Source organism: Rhizobium sp. PRIMUS64, from assembly GCF_023006465.1.
In the GTDB taxonomy this organism is placed as follows: Bacteria; Pseudomonadota; Alphaproteobacteria; order Rhizobiales; family Rhizobiaceae; genus Rhizobium; species Rhizobium leguminosarum.
Genome location: NZ_JALBGX010000098.1, coordinates 1 through 24,965 on the forward strand (window position 1 = coordinate 1; position 24,965 = coordinate 24,965).

Here is a 24,965-nt window from a genome sequence, read left to right on the forward strand (position 1 = left end):
CGGTGCTCGATCCCGGCATCAACGCGGCGGCGATCCGGCTGTTGACGCGGCTCGGCGTCGAGGTCGTGGTGCCGGAAGGCGAGGTCTGTTGCGGCTCGCTGGTCCATCACATGGGCCGCGCCGAACAGGCGCTCGCCAGCGCGCGCGCCAATGTCGATATCTGGACGCGCGAGATCGAGGGGCAGGGCCTCGATGCGATCATCATCACCGCCTCGGGCTGCGGCACGACGATCAAGGATTACGGCCACATGCTGCGCCTCGATCCCGCCTATGCTGCAAAGGCGGCCGGGGTCTCGGCGCTCGCCAAGGACGTCACCGAATATCTGACAACCCTCGACCTGCCGGCACACATGCCGAACGGCGTTACGGTCGCCTATCATTCCGCCTGTTCCATGCAGCACGGGCAACGGATCACGCTTGCGCCGAAGCAATTGCTGAAAGCGGCGGGCTTTACGGTGCGCGATCCCGCCGAAGGCCACCTTTGCTGCGGCTCTGCCGGCACCTACAACATCATGCAGCCGGAGATCTCGGCTACGCTGAAGGCACGCAAGGTCAAAAATATCGAGGCCACCAAGGCCGATGTCATCGCCACCGGCAATATCGGCTGCATCACCCAGATCGCCACCGGCACCGGCATGCCAATCCTGCACACGGTCGAACTGCTCGATTGGGCCTATGGCGGCGCTGTGCCGGAAAAATTAACAGGTTTGCCGTTAGGCTGAAGCTTGCGAAGGCCCGTCGGGCCGGTCTCGGGAGTTTAGACGATGTGGCGGGGAATGATTGTGCTTGCGGGACTGCTCAGTGCGGCAGGCACCGCCCATGCAAATAGCCGTTATTTCTGTTCCGCCGATGACAAGGAAGCACGCTTCACGCTCGAAAGCGGTTTCGAAAGCGATGCCGGCCACAAGCTGAACCATTTCCGCGGCGCGTTGATCGTCAAGGATGAGGCCCAATCGACAGTATTCGGAAAGCGTGTTTTCGAATCGCAGCACCTGACCAACCACTGGTCGCGCGACGGCGAACTGCTTATGGAGGTCTTTGACGGCGGCGGCGACGATACCGACGGAGCAACGCTGGATCTGGTGGTCGTCGCCGGTGAGCGCGGCAAGCCGTCGGCAAATTTCAGCGGCACCTATTCCCTGACGATCGAAGGCGGTGAAAAACCCTATGCCGTCGAGGGCAAGGTCAGCTGCGGCACGAAATAGCACCGCAGCCGAAATTTATTTACCAGTGGAACGATACGCCGACGTTGACGGCATTCGTGAAGATGTTGGTCTTCAGGTCCACGCCGCTGTCGATCGGAACGTCGATGCGCGAATAAGTGCCCTTGTATTCGACGAAGGTCGACCAGCGCTCGGTCACCTTGAAGTCGACGCCGGCCTGGGCCTGCAGCGTCACGCCGCCGAATTCATAAGCCCAGGTCTTACCCTCGGGGCGAATCACTTCAACATGCGGAATGTTCACGCCGATACCGGCGCCGAGATAGGGGGTCCAGCGGCGTGTCGGATCCTGGAAACGGTAGAGACCGTTCACCGTGATCAGGTTCAGGCCGTCGGTGAATTCGAAATGCGACCAGCCGGTCTTGGCCAGCGTATCGTCGTCGGCATAGACTTTGTCATGGGTATAATCGAGCGAAATACCCCAGTTCGGCTTGTTGAAGTTCTCGAGCCACCAGGTGACGCGGCCGCCGTAATAAGGCGGGCTGCCGAAGGACTTGCCTTCCCAGCCGGCGGTGAAGTGCGTGCCGTCGGAAAGATCGACGCCGCTATGCGGCGCGGTCTGGTAGCCGCCGTAGATGGAGAATTGCAGGTCTTCCGCCGAGGCGGAAACTGCCGAACAGATTGTGAAAAACGCGATGCCCGCAAGTACGGAAGCGGAGGAACGCAGCGCATATGTCATTGAATAGCCCCGATATTGCAAATGTGTCGACTCTTAGGCAGGTTTGCCAGCTTTCGGCCTGAAAGTCTAAGCAAAATAAAAGGCGCGTCAAAAAGCGCCTTTCGTTTTTTTTGAAAGTGTTGCTCAGCCGCCAAACATCGTGCGCAGCACGTCGATGCCCCGGTCCTCAAACGCCACATTGCCCTGCCGGTTGCCGGGGCCGATGACGATCACCTTGGTGCCGACAGGCGCGCGATCGTAGAGATGCGTCACATCCTCGTTCATCATCCGGATGCAGCCGGAAGACATGTTGAGGCCGATCGTCCAGGGCTGATTGGTGCCGTGAATACGGAAGATCGTGTCGCGGCCACCCTGGTAGAGATACATGGCGCGGGCGCCGAGCGGGTTGTCCTCGCCGCCTTCCTGGAAAGCAGGAATCATGTGTCCTTTGGCGGCTTCGCGGCGGCGCATTTCTGCCGGCGGCGTCCAGGCGGGCCATTCAGCCTTGCGGCCGATCTTGACCACCCCCGACCAGCCGAAGCCGTCGCGGCCGACGCCGATGCCATAGCGGGTGGCGCGGTTGTTGCCCTCGACGAGGTAGAGATATTTGTTGTTGGTGTCGATGATGACGGTGCCGGCGGCTTCCGTCGTTACCAGGCGCACTTTTTTGCGCTTGAACTGCGGCTTCACGTATTTCGGCATCTGCGCCACGCGCACGATCTGCGCCGGGCGTCGTGCATTGTCGGACGCGGAGCCCGCGGGTGCAGCAAAGGCGGATGTAGACATCAAGGACAGGACAAGTCCGGCAGCAGCCAGACCCGGCATTAGTTTGATCATGATCGATTCCCCTCAAGCAAATCCGCCCGAAGCTACATGAACTTCTGCCCGATTCAAGATCGGCGTGGCCGGATACAGCAATTTTGGAGAAGGGGAGCAGGATGTTCTTGCGGCCCCTGCTGCATAATTGATCCTCAAATCGGAATCGACTTAAGGAAAAATTATGCAGCAATTTAAAGGGTCACAGCGCCCTTTGCGGCTCTCGAAAAGACGCGCGGCGCTGTAAGTATTGCGCCGCCGTTACATGACGATGACGCGGGTTCCCACACTGACGCGGTCGTAGAGGTCGATGACGTCTTCGTTGCGCAGGCGAATGCAGCCGGAGGAGACGGCACTGCCGATCGACCAGGGCGCGTTGGTGCCGTGGATGCGGTAAAGCGTCGAGCCGAGATACATGGCGCGCGCGCCGAGCGGGTTTTCCGCACCGCCGTCCATGCGCGCCGGCAGGTAATGACCCTTGGCGGCTTCGCGGCTGATCATCTCGGAAGGCGGCGTCCAGTCCGGCCATTCGGTCTTGCGGGTGATCTTGTGGGCGCCCGCCCATTCGAAGCCCGGCTTGCCGACGCCGACGCCATAGCGGCGCGCCTTGCCGCCTTGCATCACCAGATAGAGGAAGCGGTTGTTGGTATCGATGACGATCGTGCCCGGCTTTTCCTGCGTGTCGTAGTCGACCATCTGCGGCAGGTATTGCGGTTCGATCGGATGGCGGATCGACGGGATGCCGGGATTGATCGCCGAAACGGTCTGCGGTGCGGCCTGCGGCGCCTGGCGCAGCACGCGACGCTGGAAAAGGCCGCGCTGCTGCTGGCGGACGATCGGCCGCTGATAGACGACGGGTCGAACGGTGCCGCCGCCCAGCTGGTTGATCCAGGGCGCGGTCAGATCGGGGCTGAGCACGACGGGCGGGCGAGTGGCGTAGCGGTCGTCTGCAAGGGCGGCCGTGGAGAAAATGCCGAAGAGGGCTGCGGCAAGAACAAGCTGTTTCATCATCGGACGAACTCTCTACAAATGACCGAAAATGCGCTGGCGGGACATGTCCGCCCGGACGGAGATGTTCCGCCCGGCAAAGACGCTGCCACCCAATCCGCCAGCGAATGGTAAAGATCGATTCACGAAAAGCCGACCGTTGGGATAAACTTTTCGTCAGGGTTACCGTTCGGTTTGGAAAGACGGTTTGCAAATGGTAAAGCCGGAATCAAAGACCGGAGAACGAGCGGACCCCCGCAGAATGAAGGATCATGAGCGCGACAGGCATCATCATCGGCGAGGACGGCAGGAGCCGTTGCCACTGGCACGCCAATCTGCCCGATTATCTCCGGTATCATGACGAGGAATGGGGCCGCCCTGTCACCAATGACATCCGCCTCTTCGAGAAGATCTGCCTCGAAGGTTTCCAGTCCGGCCTTTCCTGGCTGACGATTCTGCGCAAGCGGGAGAATTTCCGCGCCGCCTTCGCAGGTTTCGATTTCCACAAGGTCGCCCTCTTCGGCGAAGGGGATGTCGCTCGCTGCCTTGCCGATGCCGGCATCATCCGCCATCGCGGCAAGATCGTCTCGACCATCAACAATGCCAAGCGTGCGATCGAGCTCAGGGACGAATTCGGCTCGCTCGCCCATTATTTCTGGCGCTACGAACCCGGCCATAACGAGCGGCCGGCGGTGGTCGACCGTGATCACATCGTCGCCAATCCGACGACGCCGACATCCGTGGTCATTTCGAAGGATCTGAAGAAACGCGGCTGGACCTTTGTCGGCCCGACCACAGTTTATGCTTTCATGCAGGCGATGGGTCTCGTCAACGATCATCTGGAAGGTTGCTTCTGCCGGCCCGAGGTCGAGGCGATGCGCACCGCTCTGGTCCGCCCATGAAAGATCTATCCGTGAGAACAATAATCGCCGCCGCTGCCCTTTTCCTCCTGACGGTCTCCGCCATGGCGCAGACGCCGCAGCTCGATCCCGGCGAGAAGCTGGAGAAGCTGCAGTTCCCGGCCGTCACCATGCAGTTGAAGGGCTGGACGAAGTTCGGCAATAGCCATGTCTATACGCTGCCGGTGCGCGCCGGCCAGCATATGAAGATCAGTTTTTCCAGTAAGAGCAAATTTGCCTTCCTGGCGATTTTCGACCTGTCGAAACCGGATGACGAGGCCTTCTTCGGCACCGACGAGGACGGCATGAGCTTCGAGACAACGGTCAAGGAGAACGCCACCTGGCTGCTGCGCCCCTATTATTCCAAGGTCTCGCCGCGCCGTGGCCTCGGCGCTCCCTTCAGCATCCTGATCGAGCCGTTGGCGGCTGCCCCGCAGCAGCCGAAACCGGCCGCCGAGCCGGAGCGCCCGTCGCTGTTTCCAAAGGCGCCAGCCAAGCAGTGAGCCAAGAGCTACAAGCGCAGCTTGGCAGCTTATGAGAGCCGGTCGATCAGGTCGCGCAATTCGCCGAGGTGGTCGATCTTGCGGAAACGCGGCGCCTCTTTCGGCTCGTCCACATGTTCCAGCACCCAGGTCAGTTCGTGCGGCACGAAAACGCCGTAGCTGCCGGCGGCAATTGCCGGCACGATGTCCGATTTCAGCGAATTGCCGACCATCATCGCCCGCTCCGGCCCGTCGCCGACCTTGGCGAAGATGCGGCGATAGGTGACGGCCGTCTTGTCGGAGACGATCTCGATGGCGTCGAAGAAGTCGCCGAGCCCGGATTGGGCAAGCTTGCGCTCCTGATCGAAGAGATCGCCCTTGGTGATCATCACGAGCAGGTATTTGCCGGCAAGCGCTTCCAGCGTGTCGCGCACATGCGGCATGGTTTCGACGGGATGAGAGAGGAGCTCGCGGCCGGTATCGAGGATCTTAGCGATCACGCCGGCCGGAATCTTGCCCTCGGTGATTTCGATCGCCGTCTCGATCATCGACAGCGTGAAACCCTTTATGCCGAAGCCGTAGTGGCGAAGGTTCCGTTTCTCGGCTTCCAGCAGCCGTTCGGAAATCTTCGGTCCTTCGGCGAAATCGGCAAGAAGCCCGGTGAAATGCGCTTCCGTCAGTCGGTAATATTGTTCGTTCTGCCAGAGTGTATCATCGGCATCGAAGCCGATCGTGGTCAATGGTCGCGTCGCCATATGCGCACCCTAGAGCATGATGCCGAAAAGTGTGAGCGGTTTTCGGACGACATTAATGCTCTCACTATTTAACTTAGAACAGGATTCAGATTTTAGGCCGACCCGGCCTAAAATCATCCTGTTCTTAAAATATGGCCGGCAATCTATCGGATGCCTGTGTCGAGACAAGGGCATCCGCCTTTACAGCGCCGCGCGTCGGCGTTGAAAAGCGCCGCCGCCGCACTACATGAAAATCGCCTCACCTTGCAGCCAGCCACGGCTGTGCCTGTCATATGCAGGCCAATAATCAAAAAATGAAGTTCAGCAGTTCGCAAGCCCCTCTTGCGGCAGACACAAAGGAATTTTTCGACCATGCGTTACAATCAACTCGGAAATACGGGACTTTTCGTCTCGGAAATCTGCCTGGGTACGATGACCTTCGGCGAAGCCAAACAAGGCAGTATGTGGGGCGCCATCGCCGACGTCGACCAGAATGCCGCCGACCGGATCGTCGAGCGCTCGCTTGCATCAGGCGTCAATTTCATCGACACGGCCGACGTCTATTCATCCGGCGAGTCCGAAAGGCTGCTCGGCCAGGCGCTGAAGAACCTCGACATCCCCCGCAAGGACGTCGTCATCGCCACCAAGGTCTACGGCGTCATGGGCGACAAGCCGAACGACCGCGGTGCCTCGCGCGGCCACATCATGGATTCCGTCGAGGCGAGCCTCAAGCGCCTGCAGACGGATCATATCGACCTCTATCAGATCCACGCGACCGATACGGTGACGCCGATCGAGGAGACGCTGCGCGCTCTTGACGATCTCGTTTCCCGCGGTCTCGTGCGCTATATCGGCGTCTCCAACTGGCAGGCCTGGCGCATTTCCAAAGCGCTCGGCCTGTCCGAACGCCGCGGCTTTGCCCGTTTTGAAACCGTGCAGGCCTATTACTCCATCGCCGGCCGCGATCTCGAACGCGACATCGTGCCGATGATGCAGGAGGAAAAGCTCGGCCTGATGGTCTGGTCGCCGCTCGCTGGCGGTCTGCTCTCCGGCAAATACGGTCCCGGCGCGCCCGGCAACGGCGAAGGCCGCCGCGCCAGTTTCGATTTCCCGCCCGTCGACAAGGACAAGGCCTGGGCCTGCGTCGCCGTCATGCGCGAAGTCGCCGAAAAGCACGGCGTCAGCGTCGCCACTGTGGCGCTCGCCTATATCCTCGCCAAGCCCTTCGTCACCACAGTCATCATCGGCGCCAAGCGGGTCGATCAGCTCGACCAGAACCTTGCCGCCGTCAAGCTGAAGCTCGATGGTGACGATATGAAGAAGCTCGACGAGGTGAGCGCGCTTGCTCCGGAATATCCGGGCTGGATGCTGGCGCGACAGGGCGCCGGCCGCCGCCCGGCCGATTTCGAGCCGAAGGACTGACCTCGCCAACATAAGTCCTGGGGAACGCCGGACATTTCCGGCGTTCCCCTTCTTCATAACGATCGATTATTTGCCGTGGGCTTTGAGCCAGGCGTTCATCTCGGCGATCTCGGCTTCCTGCGCCTTGATGACGGCTTCGGCGAGCTTGCGGATATCGGGATCTTTTCCATATTGCAGCTCGATCCTGGCCATATCGATCGCGCCCTGGTGGTGCGGGATCATGCCGCGGACGAAATCCGCATCAGCATCGCCGCTATACTCGATCATCATATCCTTGTGCATCTTGGCGTTGGCCTCGCTGAAGGCGTGGCTTGCCGCATCGTGGTTGCCCATCGGCTTGCTCATATCCATCGGTTTGTCTTCGGCAAGGACAGGAGCGGCAATGATGGCGAGCATTGCAGTGAGGGCGATGATTTTCAAAGACATGAGAGTTCCTTCCTCTGTCTGACAATAGGTTTGCCGGGCAGCTGGGCCACCCGATTGGCATGGATTGCTGTGGTGTCAGGACAGTCGGGGAGGCGGCGACTGCGGTGTCGGTTTGTTGTCATCGAGGGCGCGGGCAAGCGCCGGGACGGGATAGCCGAAGATGGACTTTCCGCTGGCCATGACCATCACCGCCGGTGGCAGCAGCAGACAGGCGGCGCAAAGCGGCATATGCGCGGAATTACCGGTGGCGCAAGGGTCTTTCAACGGATCGGCCTTATCAGCCGCCCCAGGCATATTCATGCCTGATATCTCATGGTGCATACTGCCGGTTTCGACGGCGACCGGTGCGTTCATCGACGCACATGTCGGACAGCCCGCCCATGCGGACATGGCGCTGTAGACCAGCCAGCCGAGAAACATCGTGATGAGGGCGAGCATGCGCATGCTGTTTTATAGGCGAAGGCCGGATGCAAGCCAAGCCGACCGGCGATCACATCCTGATCACTACAGCGCCGCGCGTCTTTTCAGACGCGCAAAGCACGATGCGCTAGGTGGCAATGACCTTGTGCTCGATCCGGTAATCCTTGCTCTCTTCGCCGAGCGGCGCCACCGGCCATGTCCAGCTAGCTTTTGCCGGTGGCGGCAAAACGCCATGCAGCAGGTCGACCTCCTCATGCGTCCTCTCGTTGCGATCGATAACGGCATAGGCGATATCGGTCACCAGGCAACTGCGGCAGGAAAGCCCGGAAAGCCCGGCCAGATGTGCCGCGATCAGTCTTTCCACCGTGTCTTCAGGCATTCGCCCGGCGTCAGCTTCATGGCGCCGTTTCACACCGCGACCGATCTGTGACAAGAGGTTGGCAGAAACCACGAGATCGAGATAGGGCACAGCGCGCAGGAAACCGAGCGGTTCGGGCTCGCGGCCGGCGGCAAGTTCATCGTAGCCGGAGAGATCGCGCTCGATCAGCCGGACATTGCGATAGCCCTTGGCCGACAGCCACAGGCGCACCGAGGCGAGATGAACGAGATCGACCAGCACGACGGTGTCGAAATCTCGCGCCAGCACCCCGATCGGTACATCGCGCAACAGGCCGGAACCGAGCACGACGGCGGTCCGCTTCTGCCTGAGATCGGCGGTCGCCGCCAGGATCGCCTTCCGGCTCATCTCCTCATGTTCGGCCCAATCCCCGGCGCAGCGCCCGGCGCGCGACCAGAGATTGACGGAATAGCGGATGAACTTTCGATGCAGCTTGCCGGTCAGCGGCAAGGTCGTGGCATAGAGAAGCGCCTCAGTGATCATGAGCATATCCGCATTTCTGATGGATGCCTCTTCGTTCAATCGATTCTCGCAGCCACATCAAGACCCTTCGCCCTTGCCGCTCCCCGCCCAATCCGCTAGGAAACCGCCACTGTCACAGTCAGTGGAATTCCCGGAAATGAACGACAAGCAGAAGAAACCACAAAAGCTCAAGGCCCGCCTGCCGCGCGGCTTCGTCGACCGGACGGCCGGTGATATCCGCGCCGTCAACGAGATGACGGCAAAGATCAGGGAAGTCTATGAGCATTATGGTTTCGATCCGCTCGAAACGCCGCTGTTCGAATATACCGATGCGCTCGGCAAGTTCCTGCCTGACAGCGACCGGCCGAACGAGGGCGTGTTCTCGCTGCAGGACGATGACGAACAATGGATGTCGCTGCGTTACGACCTGACGGCGCCGCTCGCCCGTCATGTCGCCGAGAATTTCAACGAGATCCAGCTGCCCTACCGCACCTATCGCGCCGGTTACGTCTTCCGCAACGAGAAGCCCGGCCCCGGCCGCTTCCGTCAGTTCATGCAGTTCGATGCCGATACCGTCGGCGCGCCCGGCGTCCAGGCCGATGCCGAAATGTGCATGATGATGGCCGATACGCTGGAAGCCCTCGGCATCAAGCGCGGCGACTATGTCATCCGCGTCAATAACCGCAAGGTTCTGGACGGCGTGCTCGAGGCGATCGGTCTCGGCGGCGACGACAAGGCCGGCCAGCGGCTGAACGTGCTGCGCGCCATCGACAAGCTCGACAAGTTCGGCCCGGAGGGCGTGGCGCTGCTGCTCGGCCCCGGCCGCAAGGATGAATCCGGCGACTTCACCAAGGGCGCCGGGCTTAACCAGGAGCAGATCGACAAGGTGCTGTTCTTTGTCGGCATCAAGGACTATGCCGAAAGCGCTGCCCGTCTCGCCGAGCTGGTCGCGGGAACCGCCAAGGGTGGGGAAGGCGTCGAGGAGCTGAATTTCATCGCGGCACTCGTCACCAGCGCCGGCTATGGCCCTGACCGCATCAAGATCGACCCCTCCGTTGTCCGCGGCCTCGAATATTATACCGGCCCGGTCTATGAGGCCGAACTGAGCTTCGACGTCACCAACGAAAAGGGCGAAAAGGTCGTCTTCGGTTCGGTCGGCGGCGGCGGTCGTTATGATGGCCTCGTCTCCCGCTTCATGGGTCAGCCGGTTCCGGCGACCGGCTTTTCGATCGGCGTCTCCAGGCTGATGACGGCGCTGAAGAACCTCGGCAAGCTCGGCGCGAGTGAGGTCATCGAGCCGGTGCTGGTGACCGTCATGGACGGCGATGTCGAGGCGATGGGCCGCTATCAGAAGATGACGCAGGAACTGCGCGCCGCCGGCATTCGCGCCGAGATGTTCCAGGGCAACTGGAAGAAGTTCGGCAACCAGCTGAAATATGCCGATCGCCGCGGCTGCCCTGTCGCCATCATCCAGGGCGGCGACGAGCGCGCCGAAGGCGTCGTGCAGATCAAGGATCTGATCGAAGGCAAGCGGCTCTCCGGCGAGATCGAAGACAATGCCAGCTGGCGCGAAGCGCGCGTGGCGCAGGAGACGGCGCCGGAAGCCGACCTCGTCGCCAAGGTGAAGGAGATCCTTGCTGCGCAGGCCGAGGATCGAAAGAGGGCGGGCGGCAATGTCTGAGGCATTTCCGACACGCTCTTTGCCTATCGTTCGGAGGCCCGCATGCCTCTGATCAACCTCCCCGAATTCTCCAACGACCTGCTTGCCGAATTTGTCGCGCGCAATGCCGAGCGCATCGATACGCCTGTCATTCAGCCGGCCGAACCTTTCCTTGATATCGCCGGCGAGGATCTGCGCCGCCGCATCTTCATGACCGAGAGCGAAACCGGCGCCAGCCTCTGCCTGCGTCCCGAATTCACCATCCCCGTCTGTCTGCGCCACATCGAGACGGCGACCGGCACGCCGAAGCGTTATGCCTATCTCGGCGAGGTTTTCCGCCAGCGCCGCGACGGCGCCAACGAATTCTATCAGGCCGGCATCGAGGATCTTGGCGATATCGACCTGTCAAACGCCGACGCCCGCGCCATCGGCGATGCCACCGGCATTCTCGCCCGCCTGCTGCCGGGCCGTCGCCTGGCGGTGACGCTGGGCGACCAGGCGGTGTTCGAGGCGGTCGTCCAGGCGCTCGGCCTGCCGCTCGGCTGGCAGAAGCGGCTGATCCACGCCTTCGGCAATATGACCCAGCTGGAAGCGCTGCTTGCCAGCCTCGTCAGCCCGCAATTCGTCACCGGGCTGGACGACGATATTGCCAGGCTTGTCGCATCGGGCGACGAGCAGGCGCTGGTCGCCCATCTCGAGCGGGAGATGCAGAAGACTGGCTATTCGACGAATGCCGGCCGTTCGGCCCTGGAGATTGCCCGACGGCTCAAGGAAAAGCTTATCCTGTCCGAAACGCGCCTCGACGACGCGGCCTTCCACGTGCTGGAAGAGTTCCTGTCGCTTGACGTGCCGCTCGTCAATGCGTCCGCGGCCCTTGCCGGTTTCGCCGATGCTGCCGGGCTGAAACTCGGCAATGCGCTCGCCCGCTTCAATGGCCGGGTCGCAGCACTTTCCAATGCCGGCGTCGATCTTTCCTGTCTCGACTATCGCGCCGCCTTCGGACGGCCGCTCGATTATTACACCGGCCTCGTCTTCGAGGTGACGGTGGAAGGCTCGACCGCGGTGCTCGCCGGCGGCGGCCGCTTCGATCGGCTCCTGACTTTCCTCGGCGCAACGGACCGCATTCCGGCCGTCGGCTTCTCCTTCTGGCTCGACCGTATCGAAACCGAAAGGGCAGCCGCATGACCATCACCATCGCGCTTCCCTCCAAGGGCCGGATGAAGGAGGACGCTTCGGCGATCTTCGAACGTGCCGGCATGACGATCTCGGCGGTTGGCAACGATCGCTCCTACCGCGGCCGCGTCGAAGGCTGGGATGATGTGGAGATCGCCTTCCTCTCGGCTTCCGAAATCTCCCGTGAAATCGGCAACGGCACCGTCGATTTCGGTGTCACCGGCGAGGATCTGATGCGGGAAGGTTTTGCCGAGGTCGATAAGCGCGTCGAATTCTGCGCCCGGCTCGGCTTCGGCCATGCCGATGTCGTCGTTGCCGTGCCGGAGATCTGGCTCGATGTCGACACCATGGCCGATCTCGTCGATGTCGCCGCCGATTTCCGCGCCCGCCACTCCAGGCGCCTTGCCATCGCCACCAAATACTGGCGGCTGACCCAGCAGTTCTTTTCGAGCCAGCACGGCATCCAGCTTTATCGCATCGTCGAAAGCCTGGGCGCCACCGAGGGGGCCCCCGCGTCCGGCTCGGCCGATATCATCGTCGATATCACCTCCACCGGCTCGACGCTGCGCGCCAACCATCTGAAGGTGCTCCAGGACGGCGTCATCCTGCATTCGCAGGCCTGCCTAGTACGCGCCCGCAAGGAAAGCCATGCCGGCGAACCGGCTGTGCAGGCAATCATCGAGGCAGTGCGCGACGCCCTCTAGCTAGTGCCATTCGAAAAGCATGCAAAAACCCGCCGTCGGATGACGGCGGGTTTTCGCATTTATGGGAGGATGTCTGCTGGTATCAGGCGGCTGCATAGGCGCCGCGGCGGGCGTCGAGCGAGTAGGCGCCGGCACCGACGGTGGCGAGTAGTATGTACGCGCCGGCCAGCGTGATATTCTTCATGACCATGATCTGGTTGAGAATGTTCACGAGTTCCGTACCACTCGCGTAGGGCAGGTGGAAGGCAATGCCCGTGAAGACACAGAAGGCGGCGAGCAGCCAGCCGGCAATGCGGACCTGGAAGCCTGTGAGAACCGCAAGGCCGGCCAGCAGTTCGAAAAGGCCTGCGACATAGGCCAGCAGGGTTGCTGCCGGTAGGCCGGCACCGGCGATCATGCCCGCAGTACCGGCAGGATCGGTGAGCTTCATGAAGCCGGAAAGAATGAACATGAAAGACAGAAGAATGCGGGCAATCAGGATGATGACGTTGGACATGGATGTTGTCTCCGTTTGAAGGACTCTGGAGATCTGGGTGCCCCGGCACCGGATGGACCTCGGATGTCACCTATGTCGCCTTTTTCTTGCTTTATGGAAAGATAAACGGAAGCGGACAGTTCGTTCAATAATATGGAACGATGATCGGCCATCGCTTGCCTTTGTGAAGCCTCGTCTCCTATGGTCGGCTGATAACATGGAGGCTCCGATGGCAGATCTTTCCGCATTTCCGATCACGACGCGCTGGCCGGCTAGAAATTCCGATATCATCCAGCTCTATTCCCTGCAGACGCCGAATGGGGTGAAGGTCTCCGTCGCCCTCGAAGAGCTCGCTCTCGCCTATGAGCCGCATTATATTTCCTTCGCCGCCAACGAGCAGAAGTCGCCGGAATTCGAATCTCTCAATCCGAACGGCCGCATTCCGGCGATCATCGATCCAAACGGTCCCGACGGGAAGCCGATCGGTCTTTTCGAATCCGGCGCCATCCTGCTTTATCTCGCGGAAAAAACCGGCAAGCTCATCCCTGCTGATGCTGCCGGTCGCTACGAAACCATCCAGTGGGTGTTTTTCCAGATGGCGGGTATCGGCCCGATGTTCGGCCAGTTCGGACATTTCCACAAATTCGCTGCCGACAAGGTCGCCAACAACGCCTACCCGGTGGAGCGCTATCGCGATGAATCCAAACGCTTGCTCGGCGTGCTCGAGGGCCGGCTGAAGGGTCGTCAGTGGATCATGGGCGATCAGTATACGATCGCCGACATCACCACCTTCACCTGGGTTCGCGGCGCCGATGTCTTCTATGGGGGTCGCGAGGTGCTCGAATATGCGAAATTCCCCGCCGTCTCGGACTGGCTGGAGCGCTGCATCGCCCGTCCGGCAAGTGCCAGGGGCCTCAACATCCCGGTCAAGCCGGAGTAACCAACAGATCGCTGGAAAGTAGAAAGGCCGCCCTCGAAGACGTCGGGAGCGGCCGTTGATTTTGCTCTTCCGGCCTATCGCCGGCTCCTGCACAACTCTTTAGATCGGAACCGATTTAAGGAGTTTGCAGCAATTTGCGGGCTACAGCGACTTTTGCGCATCTGAAAAGACGCGTGGCGCTGTCGTGATCTGGCTTGCCCCTTCCAGCTTGAAGCGTGGAAAGATGAAGACGCCAACCATGCTGCCGCTGTATTTCTGCTCAAGCCCGTTCGACTCGCCCATGCAGAACAGCGGCTGGCGGAAGCCGTTCGGCATGATGATCGTCGTCGAAAAACAGAAGGAGGAGCAGAGCGTCGCCGCCTGCTCAAACAGCTCCAATATGTGGCTGCGCTCCTTGGCGTCGTAGCAGCGGATCAGGCTTAAGAGTCCACATTCCTGTGCGGCAAGGCCGTGCAGCATCGCGCTCCATTCGCCGAGACGGAGCATCCCGCTCGAAAAATCTCCAGTCCAGGCTTCGGAAACGGAAAACTGCGCCAACATCTCGTGATTTTGATTGGCGTCATCAAGCGAGCCGGGCGTCAAGGGTGCGGCTGCATTGGCTCTGGCGATCTTAAACAAGGCGTTCCCCAGTTCGGATGCGGCTATTCCGCCGCACGCTCGGCAAACACAAAGAAACAGGATCACGCAGCAGCGGGCATGATGCCCGCGCTTACCTCCGGCGATGATTGCCACGGCCATCTGGCCTCCGTAACCGGAGCCCTTCGAAGCCGAACGTTCACGCATCGCCTTCCGCGCTCCGGTCTCGACTATTGGCGAAAAATTATCGCCGGGCGCGCTTTAATTGCAGCGCGGATTTATAGGGGCTTTTGGACAAACGGCAACGGCTTTTTAAGGGGTATTCGGATTCGCATCCTTTCACGGGATGTCTGCATTTGCGCGCGATTTCGCGAGAAACAGCATCGGAAGATCATCCTTGAGGGTTTTGGAAGCGTTTTCACTCCGCGTCAGGCCGGAAATCTTGCCGCAACACTGTGTTCTCTCGCATGTTGGCAAGCTGAGAAAGACGCGGGCAGCGCAAGCCTGGCGCAAGCTTCGCGCCGCGGAGTCGGCAATAGGAGCCAGGCAAACGTTTCATCGCTATGCCAATTGGGCCGGGCGTCGAATCGCTTTGGACAAAAGAAAGGGCGACCCGAGGGCCGCCCTTCCTGTTCCGGATACCGGAATGGTGGTCAGTGATGGCTTTCGCCGATCACATCATGTCCATACCGCCCATGCCGCCCATGCCGCCCGGCATGCCAGCTGGGGCATCCTTCTTCGGCAGTTCGGCGATCATGGCTTCGGTGGTGATCAGCAGCGATGCGACAGAAGCGGCGTTCTGCAGCGCCGTGCGAACGACCTTGAGCGGGTCGACGATACCCATGGCGATCATGTCGCCATATTCGGATGTCTGGGCGTTGTAGCCGAAGTTGTCTTCGTTCTTGTCGAGGACCTTGCCGACAACGATCGAGGCTTCGTCGCCTGCGTTTTCAGCGATCTGACGAACGAGCGACTGCAGGGCGCGGCGAACGATGTTGATGCCGGCTTCCTGGTCGTCGTTTGCACCCTTGACGGTGATCTTCGTGGAGGAGCGGAGCAGAGCGATACCGCCGCCGGGGACGATGCCTTCCTGAACAGCAGCGCGGGTCGCGTTGAGCGCGTCGTCGATGCGGTCCTTCTTTTCCTTCACTTCAACTTCCGTCGAGCCGCCGACGCGGATGACGGCAACGCCGCCAGCGAGCTTGGCAAGGCGTTCCTGCAGCTTCTCGCGGTCGTAGTCGGAGGTGGTTTCTTCGATCTGAGCCTTGATCTGGGCAACACGGCCTTCGATGTCTGTCTTGGCGCCCGAACCGTCGACGATCGTCGTGTTTTCCTTGGAGATCGAAACCTTCTTGGCACGGCCGAGCATGTCGAGCGTGACGGATTCGAGCTTGATGCCGAGATCTTCAGAGATGACAGTGCCGCCCGTCAGGATGGCGATGTCTTCGAGCATGGCCTTGCGGCGGTCGCCGAAGCCAGGAGCCTTGACGGCAGCGATCTTGAGACCACCGCGCAGCTTGTTGACGACGAGCGTTGCGAGGGCTTCGCCTTCGACGTCTTCAGCGACGATGAGGAGCGGCTTGCCGGTCTGGACGACAGCTTCGAGAACCGGGAGCATCGACTGCAGGTTCGAGAGCTTCTTCTCATGAAGGAGAATGAAGACGTCTTCGAGGTCTGCGATCATCTTTTCCGGGTTGGTCACGAAGTAGGGGCTGAGGTAGCCGCGGTCGAACTGCATGCCTTCGACGACTTCGAGTTCGGTTTCGGCGGTCTTGGCTTCTTCAACCGTGATGACGCCTTCGTTGCCGACCTTCTGCATGGCTTCAGCAATGTCGAGACCGACCTGCTTGTCGCCATTGGCCGAAATCGTGCCGACCTGTGCAACTTCTTCCGAGGTGGAGATCTTCTTGGCCTTGGCCTGGAGATCCTTCACGACGTCAGCAACAGCAAGATCGATGCCGCGCTTCAGGTCCATCGGGTTCATGCCGGCGGCAACGGCCTTGTTGCCTTCGCGAACGATCGCCTGGGCAAGAACGGTTGCAGTCGTGGTGCCGTCGCCGGCGATGTCGTTGGTCTTCGAAGCAACTTCGCGGACCATCTGGGCGCCCATGTTTTCGAACTTGTCTTCGAGTTCGATTTCCTTGGCGACCGAAACGCCGTCCTTGGTGATGCGCGGAGCGCCGAAGGACTTGTCGATGATGACGTTACGGCCCTTCGGGCCGAGCGTTACCTTCACTGCATCGGCGAGAATGTCGACGCCACGCAGCATCTTTTCGCGCGCGGTGCGGCCAAACTTGATTTCTTTAGATGCCATATTCTTAACTCCTGAATTCGAGTTGTTCGGGCAAAGAGCCCGTCAGCCATTTCGGGAAAGCAGGTCGGCCGATCAGCCGATAATGCCCATAATGTCGGCTTCCTTCATGATCAGAAGGTCTTCGCCGTCGATCTTGACTTCGGTGCCGGACCACTTGCCGAACAGGATGCGGTCGCCAGCCTTGACGTCGAGTGCGACAACCTTGCCGGACTCATCGCGCGCGCCGGAGCCGACGGCGACGATTTCGCCTTCCTGCGGCTTTTCCTTGGCGGTATCGGGAATGATGATGCCACCCTTGGTCTTGGCTTCGGACTCAACGCGGCGAACAACGACGCGGTCGTGAAGGGGGCGGAAGTTGGTGCTTGCCATTGTCTAATCCCTCGATCGAATGACATTCGCGGACCGGAGTGGCCCACATGGATAGGTGTTAGCACTCCCTTGCGGTGAGTGCTAGCGACGAGCATTTAGGGATGGCTCCGAAAGGAGTCAATGAGAGCAATCACGAATTTTTGCGCCGGAATTGTGAAGAGGCCGGAGAATAGTCGGAGATTGCGGCCGAAACCCGGCGCAGCCGTACCCCTCCGCCTCGGGATGGGATCGTCAAGCTTTGCCCATCCACTCCCGCCGATCGCCGGTCGAAATCTTCCCATTGGCCGGCAGCAAAGAAAATGCCTTGCCATCGCCTTGCGCCTTTGCAATGTCACCGGTGACTGAAGCAAATCGGGAAATCGGAATGGCGAAGCGGATAGAAAACTTCTCGGAGATAACAAGTCACTATGATGTGGTGCTCTGTGATGTCTGGGGCGTCGTTCACAACGGCGTCGATCCGTTCCCGAAGGCGGCAACCGCCCTTGAAGCGGCACGTGAGAGTGGCGTCGCCGTCGTCCTCATCACCAATTCGCCGCGTCTTTCCTGGCAGGTGGTCGAGCAGCTGCGCCAGATCGGCGTTCCCGACAGCGCCTATGACAAGATCGTCACCTCGGGTGACGTCACGCGAGGGCTGATCTCCGAAGGGCCGAAGACGGTCTTTCTGCTCGGCCCGGAGCGCGACAAGGCGCTTCTCGAAGGCATTGGCGTCGAGCGCCGGCCGGCGGGCGAAGCGCAATCGCTGGTCTGCACCGGCTTTTTCGACGACGAGACCGAGAAGCCGGAGGATTACACCGACATGCTTCTCAACTTCAAAGCCCGCGACGTGCCGATGATCTGCGCCAATCCCGACCTCATCGTCGAGCGCGGCCATCGCATCATCCCCTGCGCCGGCGCCATGGCCGCCTATTACGAACAGCTCGGTGGCAGCACCCGCATCGCCGGCAAGCCGCACCGGCCGATCTACGAGGCGACGCTGGCCGCTGCCCGCGAGCTTCGCGGCGATTTCCCCGTCGACCGAGTGCTGGCGATCGGCGACGGCATGCCGACCGATGTGCGCGGTGCCTTGAATTATGGCCTCGACCTTCTTTACATCAGCGGCGGTATCCACGCCAGGGAATACACCCTCAACGGCGAAACCGACGAGGCGATCCTCAACGCCTATCTCGAACGGGAGAAAGCCGCGCCGAAGTGGTGGATGCCACGCCTTGCATGAAGAGAAGCCAGCCGATGACCGTCTTCCACCGCAATGAAACCCGGGAACCCTTGCCCGCCCATCTGAAGGGCGGCGTCATTGCCATCGGTAATTTCGACGGCGTGCACCGCGGCCATCAATCGGTGCTGAGCCGCGCGCTCGAAATCTCCAAGGCGCGCGGTATCCCCGCTTTGGTGCTGACCTTCGAGCCGCATCCGCGCACGGTCTTTCGGCCGCAGGCGCCGGTCTTCCGCCTGACGCCCGCGCCGCTGAAGGCCCGCATCCTGGAAACGCTGGGTTTCAGCGCCGTCATCGAGTATCCCTTCGACTACGAATTCTCGCAGCGCTCGGCCGATGATTTCATCCATTCGATCCTGAAGGATTGGCTCGGCGCCTCCGAAGTCGTCACCGGCTTCGATTTCCATTTCGGCCGCGGCCGCGAGGGCGGTCCCGCCTTCCTGATGAATGCCGGCCATAGCTACGGCTTCGGCGTCACCTTGATCGATGCCTTCCGCGACGAAAACGCCGATGTCGTCTCTTCAAGCCATATCCGCGCGCTCCTGAAGGAGGGCAGCGTCAGCGAAGTCGCCGGCATGCTGGGCTACCGCTACACGGTGGAAGCCGAGGTGATCGACGGCGAAAAGCTCGGCCGCCAGCTCGGTTTTCCCACAGCCAACATGCGCCTGCCGCCGGAGGTCGATCTTGCCGCCGGCATCTACGCCGTCCGCTTCCGCCGTCAGGACGGCACGCTCCACGATGCCGTCGCAAGCTACGGCCGCCGCCCGACGGTGACGGAAAACGGCGCACCGCTGCTCGAAACCTATCTTTTCGATTTCAGCGGCGATCTCTACGGCCAGCTCTGCTCAGTCTCCTTCTTCGGCTATATCAGACCCGAGCTGAAATTCGACGGCCTCGATCCGCTCGTCGCCCAGATCAAACGCGATGAGGAAGAGGCGAGGGCGCTGCTTGCGGGTGTTACGCCGCTCAGTGCGCTTGATGGGAAACTGTGCTTTTCCTGAGGTCGCCTTGAGTGCGGCTGTCGCTGGGACACCGTCAATTCCAGCCGTTGATGCCGATTGCTAGCCGCCAATTCTTCTCTTCCTTTTCCCGGCAAAAACGCCTATGAACCGGCGCGATGACGAAATTTCGGCTGGCAATGATGATGCGAATTATCGGCCCGGCCTTCCGCGCGCGCTAAGCGGCCGGAAGGTCCGGGTTTTCAGCGCTTGGAAACGAGCGCTTCCGCCACCAGCTATTTCACGCCCGTTGCGCCCTTTCCGGGCCGCCAGAAACGATTGCCAGACATGACCGACACAGCCGAAAAGATCGACTATTCGAAGACCCTCTATTTGCCCGAGACTGATTTCCCCATGCGCGCCGGCCTGCCGCAGAAGGAGCCGGAACTCGTCAAGCGCTGGCAGGAGATGGGTCTCTACAAGAAACTGCGCGCTTCCGCCGCCGGCCGCGAGAAATTCGTCCTTCACGACGGTCCGCCCTATGCCAACGGCAACATTCATATCGGCCACGCGCTGAACAAGATCCTCAAGGACGTCATCAACCGTTCGTTCCAGATGCGCGGCTACGACGCCAATTACGTGCCCGGCTGGGATTGCCACGGCCTGCCGATCGAATGGAAGATCGAAGAGAAGTACCGCGAGAAGGGCAAGAACAAGGACGAGGTCCCGGTCAATGAATTCCGCCGGGAATGCCGTGAATTTGCCGCCGGCTGGATCAAGGTCCAGGCAGAAGAGTTCAAGCGTCTCGGCATCGAGGGTGACTTCGACAATCCCTATACGACGATGAACTTCCACGCGGAATCGCGCATCGCCGGCGAACTCTTGAAGATCGCCGCAAGCGGTCAGCTTTATCGCGGCTCCAAGCCGATCATGTGGTCGGTCGTCGAGCGCACGGCGTTGGCCGAGGCTGAGGTCGAGTATCATGATTATGAGAGCGACACGATCTGGGTGAAATTCCCCGTCGTCGAAGTTGTTGAGTATGAGCATCCCGATGGACGCATGTACCATGACGTTTCGTTAGAAGAGGCGAAGGCTGTTGATCCGTCGGCCGTTTCCTATCGCGAACAATCAATCAGGAACCGTGATCTCCTTGGTGCATCAATCGTTATCTGGACTACCACGCCTTGGACGATCCCCGGCAATAGGGCGATCGCGTATTCGCCCAAGATAGCCTATGGTCTCTACGAGGTTACGGCAGCGCAGAACGATTTCGGTCCGCGTCCCGGCGAGAAAGTAATCCTCGCCGATGCCTTAGCAGCAGATGCATTTGCAAAGGCAAAGTTGGAGTTTAGGCGTCTGCGTGACGTTTCTCAGTCCGATTTTACCGAGATCTCCCGCGTGGAACATCCATTGAGGGGATTGGGTGACGGCTACAACTTTGCTGTCCCGTTGCTCCCCGGCGATCACGTCACCGACGATGCCGGCACCGGTTTCGTGCACACCGCGCCTGGTCATGGCCGAGAAGACTTTGACGCATGGATGGCTGCCGCTCGCATTCTGGAAGCGGACGGCATCTCCACCAGAATCCCCTTCACGGTCGACGATGGCGGCTTCTACACCGCCGACGCGCCGGGCCTTGAAGGCGCCCGTGTCATCGACGATAACGGCAAGAAGGGCGATGCCAACGACCGCGTCATCAAGGAGCTGATCGCCCGCAACGCGCTCTTTGCCCGCGGCCGGCTGAAGCACCAGTATCCGCATTCCTGGCGCTCGAAGAAGCCGGTCATCTTCCGCAACACGCCGCAATGGTTCGTCTATATGGACAAGACCCTTGCCGACGGCACGACGCTGCGTTCGCGCGCGCTCGGTGCAATCGACGATACGCGCTTCGTGCCCGCCGCCGGCCAGAACCGCCTGCGCGCCATGATCGAAGGTCGCCCGGACTGGGTGCTCTCGCGCCAGCGCGCCTGGGGCGTGCCGATCGCCGTCTTTGCCGACGAGCAGGGCGAGGTCCTGGTCGATGAAGCCGTCAACGCCCGCATCCTCGAAGCCTTCGAACATGAGGGCGCCGACGCCTGGTTTGCCGAAGGCGCCAAGGAGCGATTCCTCGGGAATGATCATGACCATTCCCGCTGGACGCAGGTCATGGATATTCTCGACGTCTGGTTCGACTCGGGCTCGACGCACACCTTCACGCTCGAAGACCGTCCGGATCTGAAGTGGCCGGCCGATCTTTATCTCGAAGGTTCCGACCAGCATCGCGGCTGGTTCCATTCGTCGCTGCTGGAATCGGCTGCCACCCGTGGCCGTGCGCCTTACGACGCCGTCCTCACCCATGGCTTCACCATGGACGAGAAGGGCGAAAAGATGTCCAAGTCGAAGGGCAACGTCACCGCGCCGCAGGAAGTGATGAAGGACGCCGGCGCCGATATCCTGCGCCTCTGGGTCATGACCTCGGATTATGCCGACGACCTGCGTGTCGGCAAGACGATCATCCAGACCAATGTCGACGCTTATCGCAAGCTGCGCAACACCATCCGCTGGATGCTCGGCACTCTCGCCCACGACAAGGGCGAGGAGATCGCGTTTTCCAATCTGCCAGAGCTGGAGCAACTGATGCTGCACCGGCTTGCCGAGCTCGACGAGCTGGTGCGCGAGAACTACGATGCCTTCGACTTCAAGAAGATCGCCCGCGCGCTGATCGATTTCGCCAATGTCGAGCTTTCGGCCTTCTATTTCGATGTCCGCAAGGATGCGCTCTATTGCGATGCGCCGTCGAGCCTGCGCCGGCGTGCCAGCCTGCACGTCATCCGCCAGATCTTCGATTGCATGGTGACCTGGCTCGCCCCGATGCTGCCCTTCACCACCGAGGAGGCCTGGCTGTCGCGCAACCCGTCCGCCGTGTCCGTGCATCTGGAGCAGTTTGCTCCGGTCGCAAAGGAATGGCGCAACGACGCCTTGGCCGAGAAGTGGAAGAAGATCCGTACAGTGCGTTCGGTTGTGACCGGCGCCCTGGAAATCGAGCGCAAGGACAAGCGCATCGGCTCATCGCTGGAAGCGGCTCCGGTCGTTCATATCGCCGATCCGGAATTGCTGAAGGCGCTGGAAGGCCAGGATTTCACCGAGGTCTGCATCACCTCGGCAATCGAGATCAAGACCGGCGAAGGACCGGCGGATGCTTTCCGCCTTGCCGAGGTGCCTGAGGTCAGCGTCGTGCCGAAGCTTGCAGAGGGTGAAAAATGCGCCCGCTCCTGGCGCATCACCAGGGATGTCGGCTCCGATCCCGAATATCCCGATGTTTCGGCCCGCGACGCTGCTGCCCTTCGCGAGCTTGCCGCGCTCAAGTGAAGAATATTGCCGGATGAATTGCGCTTTCGCGGTTCATCCGGTAAAAGCTGCCTGAAAATGGCCGGATTTTTGCGTCAGGGGGACGGTTGTCCGGTTGGGCGAGGATTGCACCGGCAGGGCTGGAAGGGTTTTCATGTTAGCAACGCATTGGTTCCGTATGGGCGCCTGCCTGTCTGTTGTAATGGCGGGATGCTCCCTGGTGTCCAGTTGCGCCAGCAGCCCGACCTACGGCACGGACAAGACCGCCATGGAACAGTTGACCGACGATCTCGGCCAGTCCGTGTCGTTGACCGGACCGGACCCGAAGAACAAGGGCGTCAAGTACACGCCGCGGCCGACGCTGGTGCTGCCGGCACAGGCGCAGAAAGAGACCCTCGTTGCGCCGCAGCAGACGGTCGCCAACAAGGACAATCCGCAATGGCTTGAATCGCCGGAGGAGACCCGCGCTCGTCTCGTTTCGGAAGCCGACGAGAATTCGGACAATCCGAATTACCGCTCGCCGCTCGCAAGCTCTGCGATCGAAGGCGGCCGGCGCACGACGGAAGCCCAGACCAAGGCTTATCGCGAAGCCCGTGCCCTGCAGAAGGGCTCTTATGTCGATCAGCGGCGTTATATATCCGATCCGCCGCCCGGCTACCGCACCGTCGACGATCCGGCAAAGCTCGATGATGTCGGCGAGCCCGAGCTCAAGAAGCAGAAGAAGCGCAAGAAGGAAGCAGCTGTCGCCAACACCGGCAAGCAGTGGTGGAACTTCCTGCAATAGCTTTTTCGGCGCCGACAAGGATGACGTCGGCGCGCACCGGCGCTGGGGATTACGGCGCCTCTCTCCTTTGCGAAAAGAACTTTCGCAGCATATCGGCCGATTGGACCTCGTTGAAGCCGGAATAGACTTCCGGGGCGTGGTGGCAGGTCGACTGCCCATAGAATCGCACGCCATTGTCGACTGCGCCGCCCTTCGGGTCCTCGGCGCCGTAATAGAGCCTGCGGATACGCGCAAACGAGATGGCTGCTGCGCACATGGTGCAAGGCTCCAGCGTCACGTAGAGATCGGCACCGACAAGGCGCTCTTGTCCAAGCGCTTCGCAGGCGAGCCGGATCGCGGCGATTTCGGCATGCGCGGTGACGTCTTTGAGCTCGCGCGTACGGTTTCCCGAGCGTGAAACGGCAATATCGTCGATAACGACGACGGCGCCGATCGGCACCTCACCGCGTTCTCCGGCCGCGCGCGCTTCTTCAAGCGCCATCTCCATGAAACGATTTGTCTTCACGATCGCAAGAATTTCCACTTAACCGCAGATGCGTGACCTGATAGACAGGCCCAAAAGGCAGGCAAACAACAAATGACACCCAAAGACAAGCCAAAACGCCCGGGCGCAAAGCCCCCTTCACGGGATATCAGGTCGAAAGCCGGCCCGAAGGCGGACGGCGAGAAGCCGGCAAAGCCTGCGGCCGCACGCGCGATCGCCGCCGAGACCGATGGTGAGGCCAAGGCCGAACGCATTTCCAAGGTGATGGCGCGCGCCGGCGTTGCCTCCCGCCGCGACATCGAACGCATGATCATGGAAGGCCGTGTGACGCTGAACGGCAGGATGCTCGAAACCCCCGTCGTCAACGTCACACTCGCCGATCGGATCGAAGTCGACGGCGTGCCGATCCGCGGCATCGAGCGCACCAGGCTGTGGCTCTATCACAAGCCGGCCGGCCTCGTGACCACCAATGCCGATCCGGAAGGCCGCTCGACCGTGTTCGACAACCTGCCGGAAGAGCTGCCGCGCGTCATGTCGATCGGCCGCCTCGATATTAACACCGAAGGCCTGCTGCTGCTGACCAATGACGGTGGTCTCGCCCGGGCGCTCGAGCTGCCGGCGACCGGCTGGCTGCGGCGCTACCGCGTCCGCGCCCATGGCGAGATCGATCAGGACGCGCTCGACAAGCTGAAGGACGGCATCGCCGTCGACGGTGTGCTCTATGGCTCGATCGAGGCGACGCTCGACCGCACGCAAGGCTCGAACGTCTGGATCACCATGGGCCTTCGCGAAGGCAAGAACCGCGAAATCAAGAACGTGCTCGGCGCGCTCGGCCTCGACGTCAACCGCCTGATCCGCATTTCCTATGGCCCGTTCCAGCTCGGCGACCTGCCGGAAGGCCATGTGATCGAAGTGCGCGGCCGGACACTCCGCGACCAGCTCGGCCCGCGCCTCATCGAAGAAGCCAAGGCGAATTTCGACGCGCCGATCTACAATGCGCCGGCCGTCGCTGCCGAGGAAGAGGCAGAGCCCGCAGCACCGGAAAAACGCGAGCGTCCGCGCCGCGACGAGGACAAGCGCGAACGGGC

26 protein-coding genes are annotated in these 24,965 nt (G+C 61.1%); 14 read left to right on the top strand and 12 right to left on the bottom strand.

Features of this window, described 5'->3' with window-relative positions; translation table 11 throughout:
* Positions 1 to 722: heterodisulfide reductase-related iron-sulfur binding cluster (locus MOV76_RS28475; RefSeq protein ID WP_247265781.1), on the top strand; the 722-nt coding region annotated here is incomplete at its 5' end.
* Positions 723 to 764: 42 nt separating this feature from the next.
* A complete protein-coding gene (locus MOV76_RS28480; RefSeq protein ID WP_130715696.1) occupies positions 765 to 1,205 on the top strand; it encodes a hypothetical protein in 441 nt (146 codons plus the stop codon).
* Between the two features lie 19 nt (positions 1,206 to 1,224).
* Here MOV76_RS28480 and MOV76_RS28485 read toward each other — a convergent pair whose 3' ends face one another.
* The 3 genes from MOV76_RS28485 to MOV76_RS28495 form a co-directional block, all read right to left on the bottom strand.
* Entirely contained in the window at positions 1,225 to 1,899 is a 675-nt protein-coding gene (locus tag MOV76_RS28485; RefSeq protein WP_018244954.1) for an outer membrane protein, read from the bottom strand.
* A gap of 123 nt (positions 1,900 to 2,022) precedes the next feature.
* Positions 2,023 to 2,715: a L,D-transpeptidase gene (locus MOV76_RS28490; RefSeq protein WP_018244955.1), complete on the bottom strand. Its 693-nt coding sequence runs from the start codon at positions 2,713 to 2,715 to the stop codon at positions 2,023 to 2,025.
* A gap of 240 nt (positions 2,716 to 2,955) precedes the next feature.
* Complete coding sequence (locus MOV76_RS28495) at positions 2,956 to 3,705, bottom strand: L,D-transpeptidase (RefSeq protein ID WP_018244956.1); 750 nt, start codon at positions 3,703 to 3,705, stop codon at positions 2,956 to 2,958.
* 248 nt (positions 3,706 to 3,953) lie between these two features.
* On the opposite strand from MOV76_RS28495, the gene MOV76_RS28500 reads away from it, so the two are divergent.
* Together MOV76_RS28500 and MOV76_RS28505 are read left to right on the top strand one after the other, a co-directional pair.
* Positions 3,954 to 4,583 (top strand): DNA-3-methyladenine glycosylase I, encoded by a 630-nt coding sequence (locus MOV76_RS28500; protein WP_047621926.1) that lies wholly within the window; start codon positions 3,954 to 3,956, stop codon positions 4,581 to 4,583.
* Positions 4,580 to 5,083, top strand: a complete 504-nt coding sequence (locus MOV76_RS28505) for a hypothetical protein (protein ID WP_018244958.1) — start codon at positions 4,580 to 4,582, stop codon at positions 5,081 to 5,083. The genes MOV76_RS28500 and MOV76_RS28505 overlap by 4 nt, the downstream gene beginning before the upstream one ends.
* Positions 5,084 to 5,112: 29 nt before the next feature.
* On the opposite strand, the gene MOV76_RS28510 is transcribed toward MOV76_RS28505, so the two are convergent.
* Positions 5,113 to 5,817 carry an HAD family hydrolase gene (locus tag MOV76_RS28510; RefSeq protein WP_018244959.1) on the bottom strand — a complete coding sequence of 235 codons (705 nt, stop codon included), beginning with the start codon at positions 5,815 to 5,817 and terminating at the stop codon, positions 5,113 to 5,115.
* Positions 5,818 to 6,168: 351 nt separating this feature from the next.
* Between MOV76_RS28510 and MOV76_RS28515 the strand changes: the two genes are divergently transcribed.
* Entirely contained in the window at positions 6,169 to 7,218 is a 1,050-nt protein-coding gene (locus tag MOV76_RS28515) for an aldo/keto reductase (RefSeq protein WP_065277835.1), read from the top strand.
* 66 nt (positions 7,219 to 7,284) lie between these two features.
* Here the strand turns inward: MOV76_RS28515 and MOV76_RS28520 are convergent, their stop codons facing one another.
* The 3 genes from MOV76_RS28520 to MOV76_RS28530 form a co-directional block, all read right to left on the bottom strand.
* Positions 7,285 to 7,644, bottom strand: coding sequence for a DUF305 domain-containing protein (locus tag MOV76_RS28520; protein ID WP_018244961.1), 360 nt, complete (start codon positions 7,642 to 7,644; stop codon positions 7,285 to 7,287).
* 75 nt (positions 7,645 to 7,719) lie between these two features.
* Positions 7,720 to 8,088: a hypothetical protein gene (locus tag MOV76_RS28525; protein ID WP_018449389.1), complete on the bottom strand. Its 369-nt coding sequence runs from the start codon at positions 8,086 to 8,088 to the stop codon at positions 7,720 to 7,722.
* A 103-nt stretch (positions 8,089 to 8,191) separates the two neighbouring features.
* Entirely contained in the window at positions 8,192 to 8,950 is a 759-nt protein-coding gene (locus MOV76_RS28530) for a hypothetical protein (protein ID WP_247265782.1), read from the bottom strand.
* Positions 8,951 to 9,080: 130 nt separating this feature from the next.
* Between MOV76_RS28530 and hisS the strand changes: the two genes are divergently transcribed.
* Genes hisS through hisG form a run of 3 tightly spaced genes read left to right on the top strand, consistent with a single transcriptional unit; the run spans position 9,081 to position 12,460 of the window.
* Positions 9,081 to 10,604, top strand: coding sequence for a histidine--tRNA ligase (hisS, locus tag MOV76_RS28535; protein ID WP_047621931.1), 1,524 nt, complete (start codon positions 9,081 to 9,083; stop codon positions 10,602 to 10,604).
* 42 nt (positions 10,605 to 10,646) lie between these two features.
* Positions 10,647 to 11,768: an ATP phosphoribosyltransferase regulatory subunit gene (locus tag MOV76_RS28540; protein ID WP_018244965.1), complete on the top strand. Its 1,122-nt coding sequence runs from the start codon at positions 10,647 to 10,649 to the stop codon at positions 11,766 to 11,768.
* Entirely contained in the window at positions 11,765 to 12,460 is a 696-nt protein-coding gene (gene hisG, locus MOV76_RS28545; RefSeq protein WP_018244966.1) for an ATP phosphoribosyltransferase, read from the top strand. The genes MOV76_RS28540 and hisG overlap by 4 nt, the downstream gene beginning before the upstream one ends.
* An 82-nt stretch (positions 12,461 to 12,542) precedes the next feature.
* Here the strand turns inward: hisG and MOV76_RS28550 are convergent, their stop codons facing one another.
* On the bottom strand, positions 12,543 to 12,956 hold the full coding sequence (locus MOV76_RS28550; RefSeq protein WP_018449385.1) for a DoxX family protein: 414 nt from the start codon (positions 12,954 to 12,956) through the stop codon (positions 12,543 to 12,545).
* A gap of 208 nt (positions 12,957 to 13,164) precedes the next feature.
* Here MOV76_RS28550 and MOV76_RS28555 point away from each other — a divergent pair, with 208 nt between their 5' ends.
* On the top strand, positions 13,165 to 13,875 hold the full coding sequence (locus tag MOV76_RS28555) for a glutathione binding-like protein (RefSeq protein WP_018244968.1): 711 nt from the start codon (positions 13,165 to 13,167) through the stop codon (positions 13,873 to 13,875).
* A 141-nt stretch (positions 13,876 to 14,016) separates the two neighbouring features.
* Here MOV76_RS28555 and MOV76_RS28560 read toward each other — a convergent pair whose 3' ends face one another.
* The 3 genes from MOV76_RS28560 to groES form a co-directional block, all read right to left on the bottom strand.
* A complete protein-coding gene (locus MOV76_RS28560; protein WP_026188633.1) occupies positions 14,017 to 14,493 on the bottom strand; it encodes a hypothetical protein in 477 nt (158 codons plus the stop codon).
* 631 nt (positions 14,494 to 15,124) lie between these two features.
* A complete protein-coding gene (groL, locus tag MOV76_RS28565) occupies positions 15,125 to 16,765 on the bottom strand; it encodes a chaperonin GroEL (RefSeq protein ID WP_018244970.1) in 1,641 nt (546 codons plus the stop codon).
* 72 nt (positions 16,766 to 16,837) lie between these two features.
* Complete coding sequence (groES, locus tag MOV76_RS28570) at positions 16,838 to 17,134, bottom strand: co-chaperone GroES (protein WP_003545797.1); 297 nt, start codon at positions 17,132 to 17,134, stop codon at positions 16,838 to 16,840.
* Between the two features lie 364 nt (positions 17,135 to 17,498).
* Here groES and MOV76_RS28575 point away from each other — a divergent pair, with 364 nt between their 5' ends.
* The 4 genes from MOV76_RS28575 (at position 17,499) to MOV76_RS28590 (ending at position 23,393) form a co-directional block, all read left to right on the top strand.
* The gene (locus MOV76_RS28575) at positions 17,499 to 18,347 is read left to right on the top strand and encodes a TIGR01459 family HAD-type hydrolase (RefSeq protein WP_065277837.1); all 849 of its coding nucleotides are present in this window, start codon (positions 17,499 to 17,501) and stop codon (positions 18,345 to 18,347) included.
* Positions 18,348 to 18,361: 14 nt separating this feature from the next.
* Positions 18,362 to 19,345, top strand: a complete 984-nt coding sequence (locus MOV76_RS28580) for a bifunctional riboflavin kinase/FAD synthetase (protein WP_026188634.1) — start codon at positions 18,362 to 18,364, stop codon at positions 19,343 to 19,345.
* A gap of 285 nt (positions 19,346 to 19,630) precedes the next feature.
* Positions 19,631 to 22,630 carry an isoleucine--tRNA ligase gene (gene ileS, locus MOV76_RS28585; protein ID WP_247265783.1) on the top strand — a complete coding sequence of 1,000 codons (3,000 nt, stop codon included), beginning with the start codon at positions 19,631 to 19,633 and terminating at the stop codon, positions 22,628 to 22,630.
* A 133-nt stretch (positions 22,631 to 22,763) separates the two neighbouring features.
* Positions 22,764 to 23,393: a hypothetical protein gene (locus MOV76_RS28590; RefSeq protein WP_166480541.1), complete on the top strand. Its 630-nt coding sequence runs from the start codon at positions 22,764 to 22,766 to the stop codon at positions 23,391 to 23,393.
* Positions 23,394 to 23,442: 49 nt separating this feature from the next.
* Here MOV76_RS28590 and MOV76_RS28595 read toward each other — a convergent pair whose 3' ends face one another.
* A complete protein-coding gene (locus tag MOV76_RS28595) occupies positions 23,443 to 23,880 on the bottom strand; it encodes a nucleoside deaminase (RefSeq protein WP_047621938.1) in 438 nt (145 codons plus the stop codon).
* A 90-nt stretch (positions 23,881 to 23,970) separates the two neighbouring features.
* On the opposite strand from MOV76_RS28595, the gene MOV76_RS28600 reads away from it, so the two are divergent.
* On the top strand, positions 23,971 to 24,965 hold a 995-nt coding region (locus MOV76_RS28600; RefSeq protein WP_247265784.1), incomplete at its 3' end, for a pseudouridine synthase.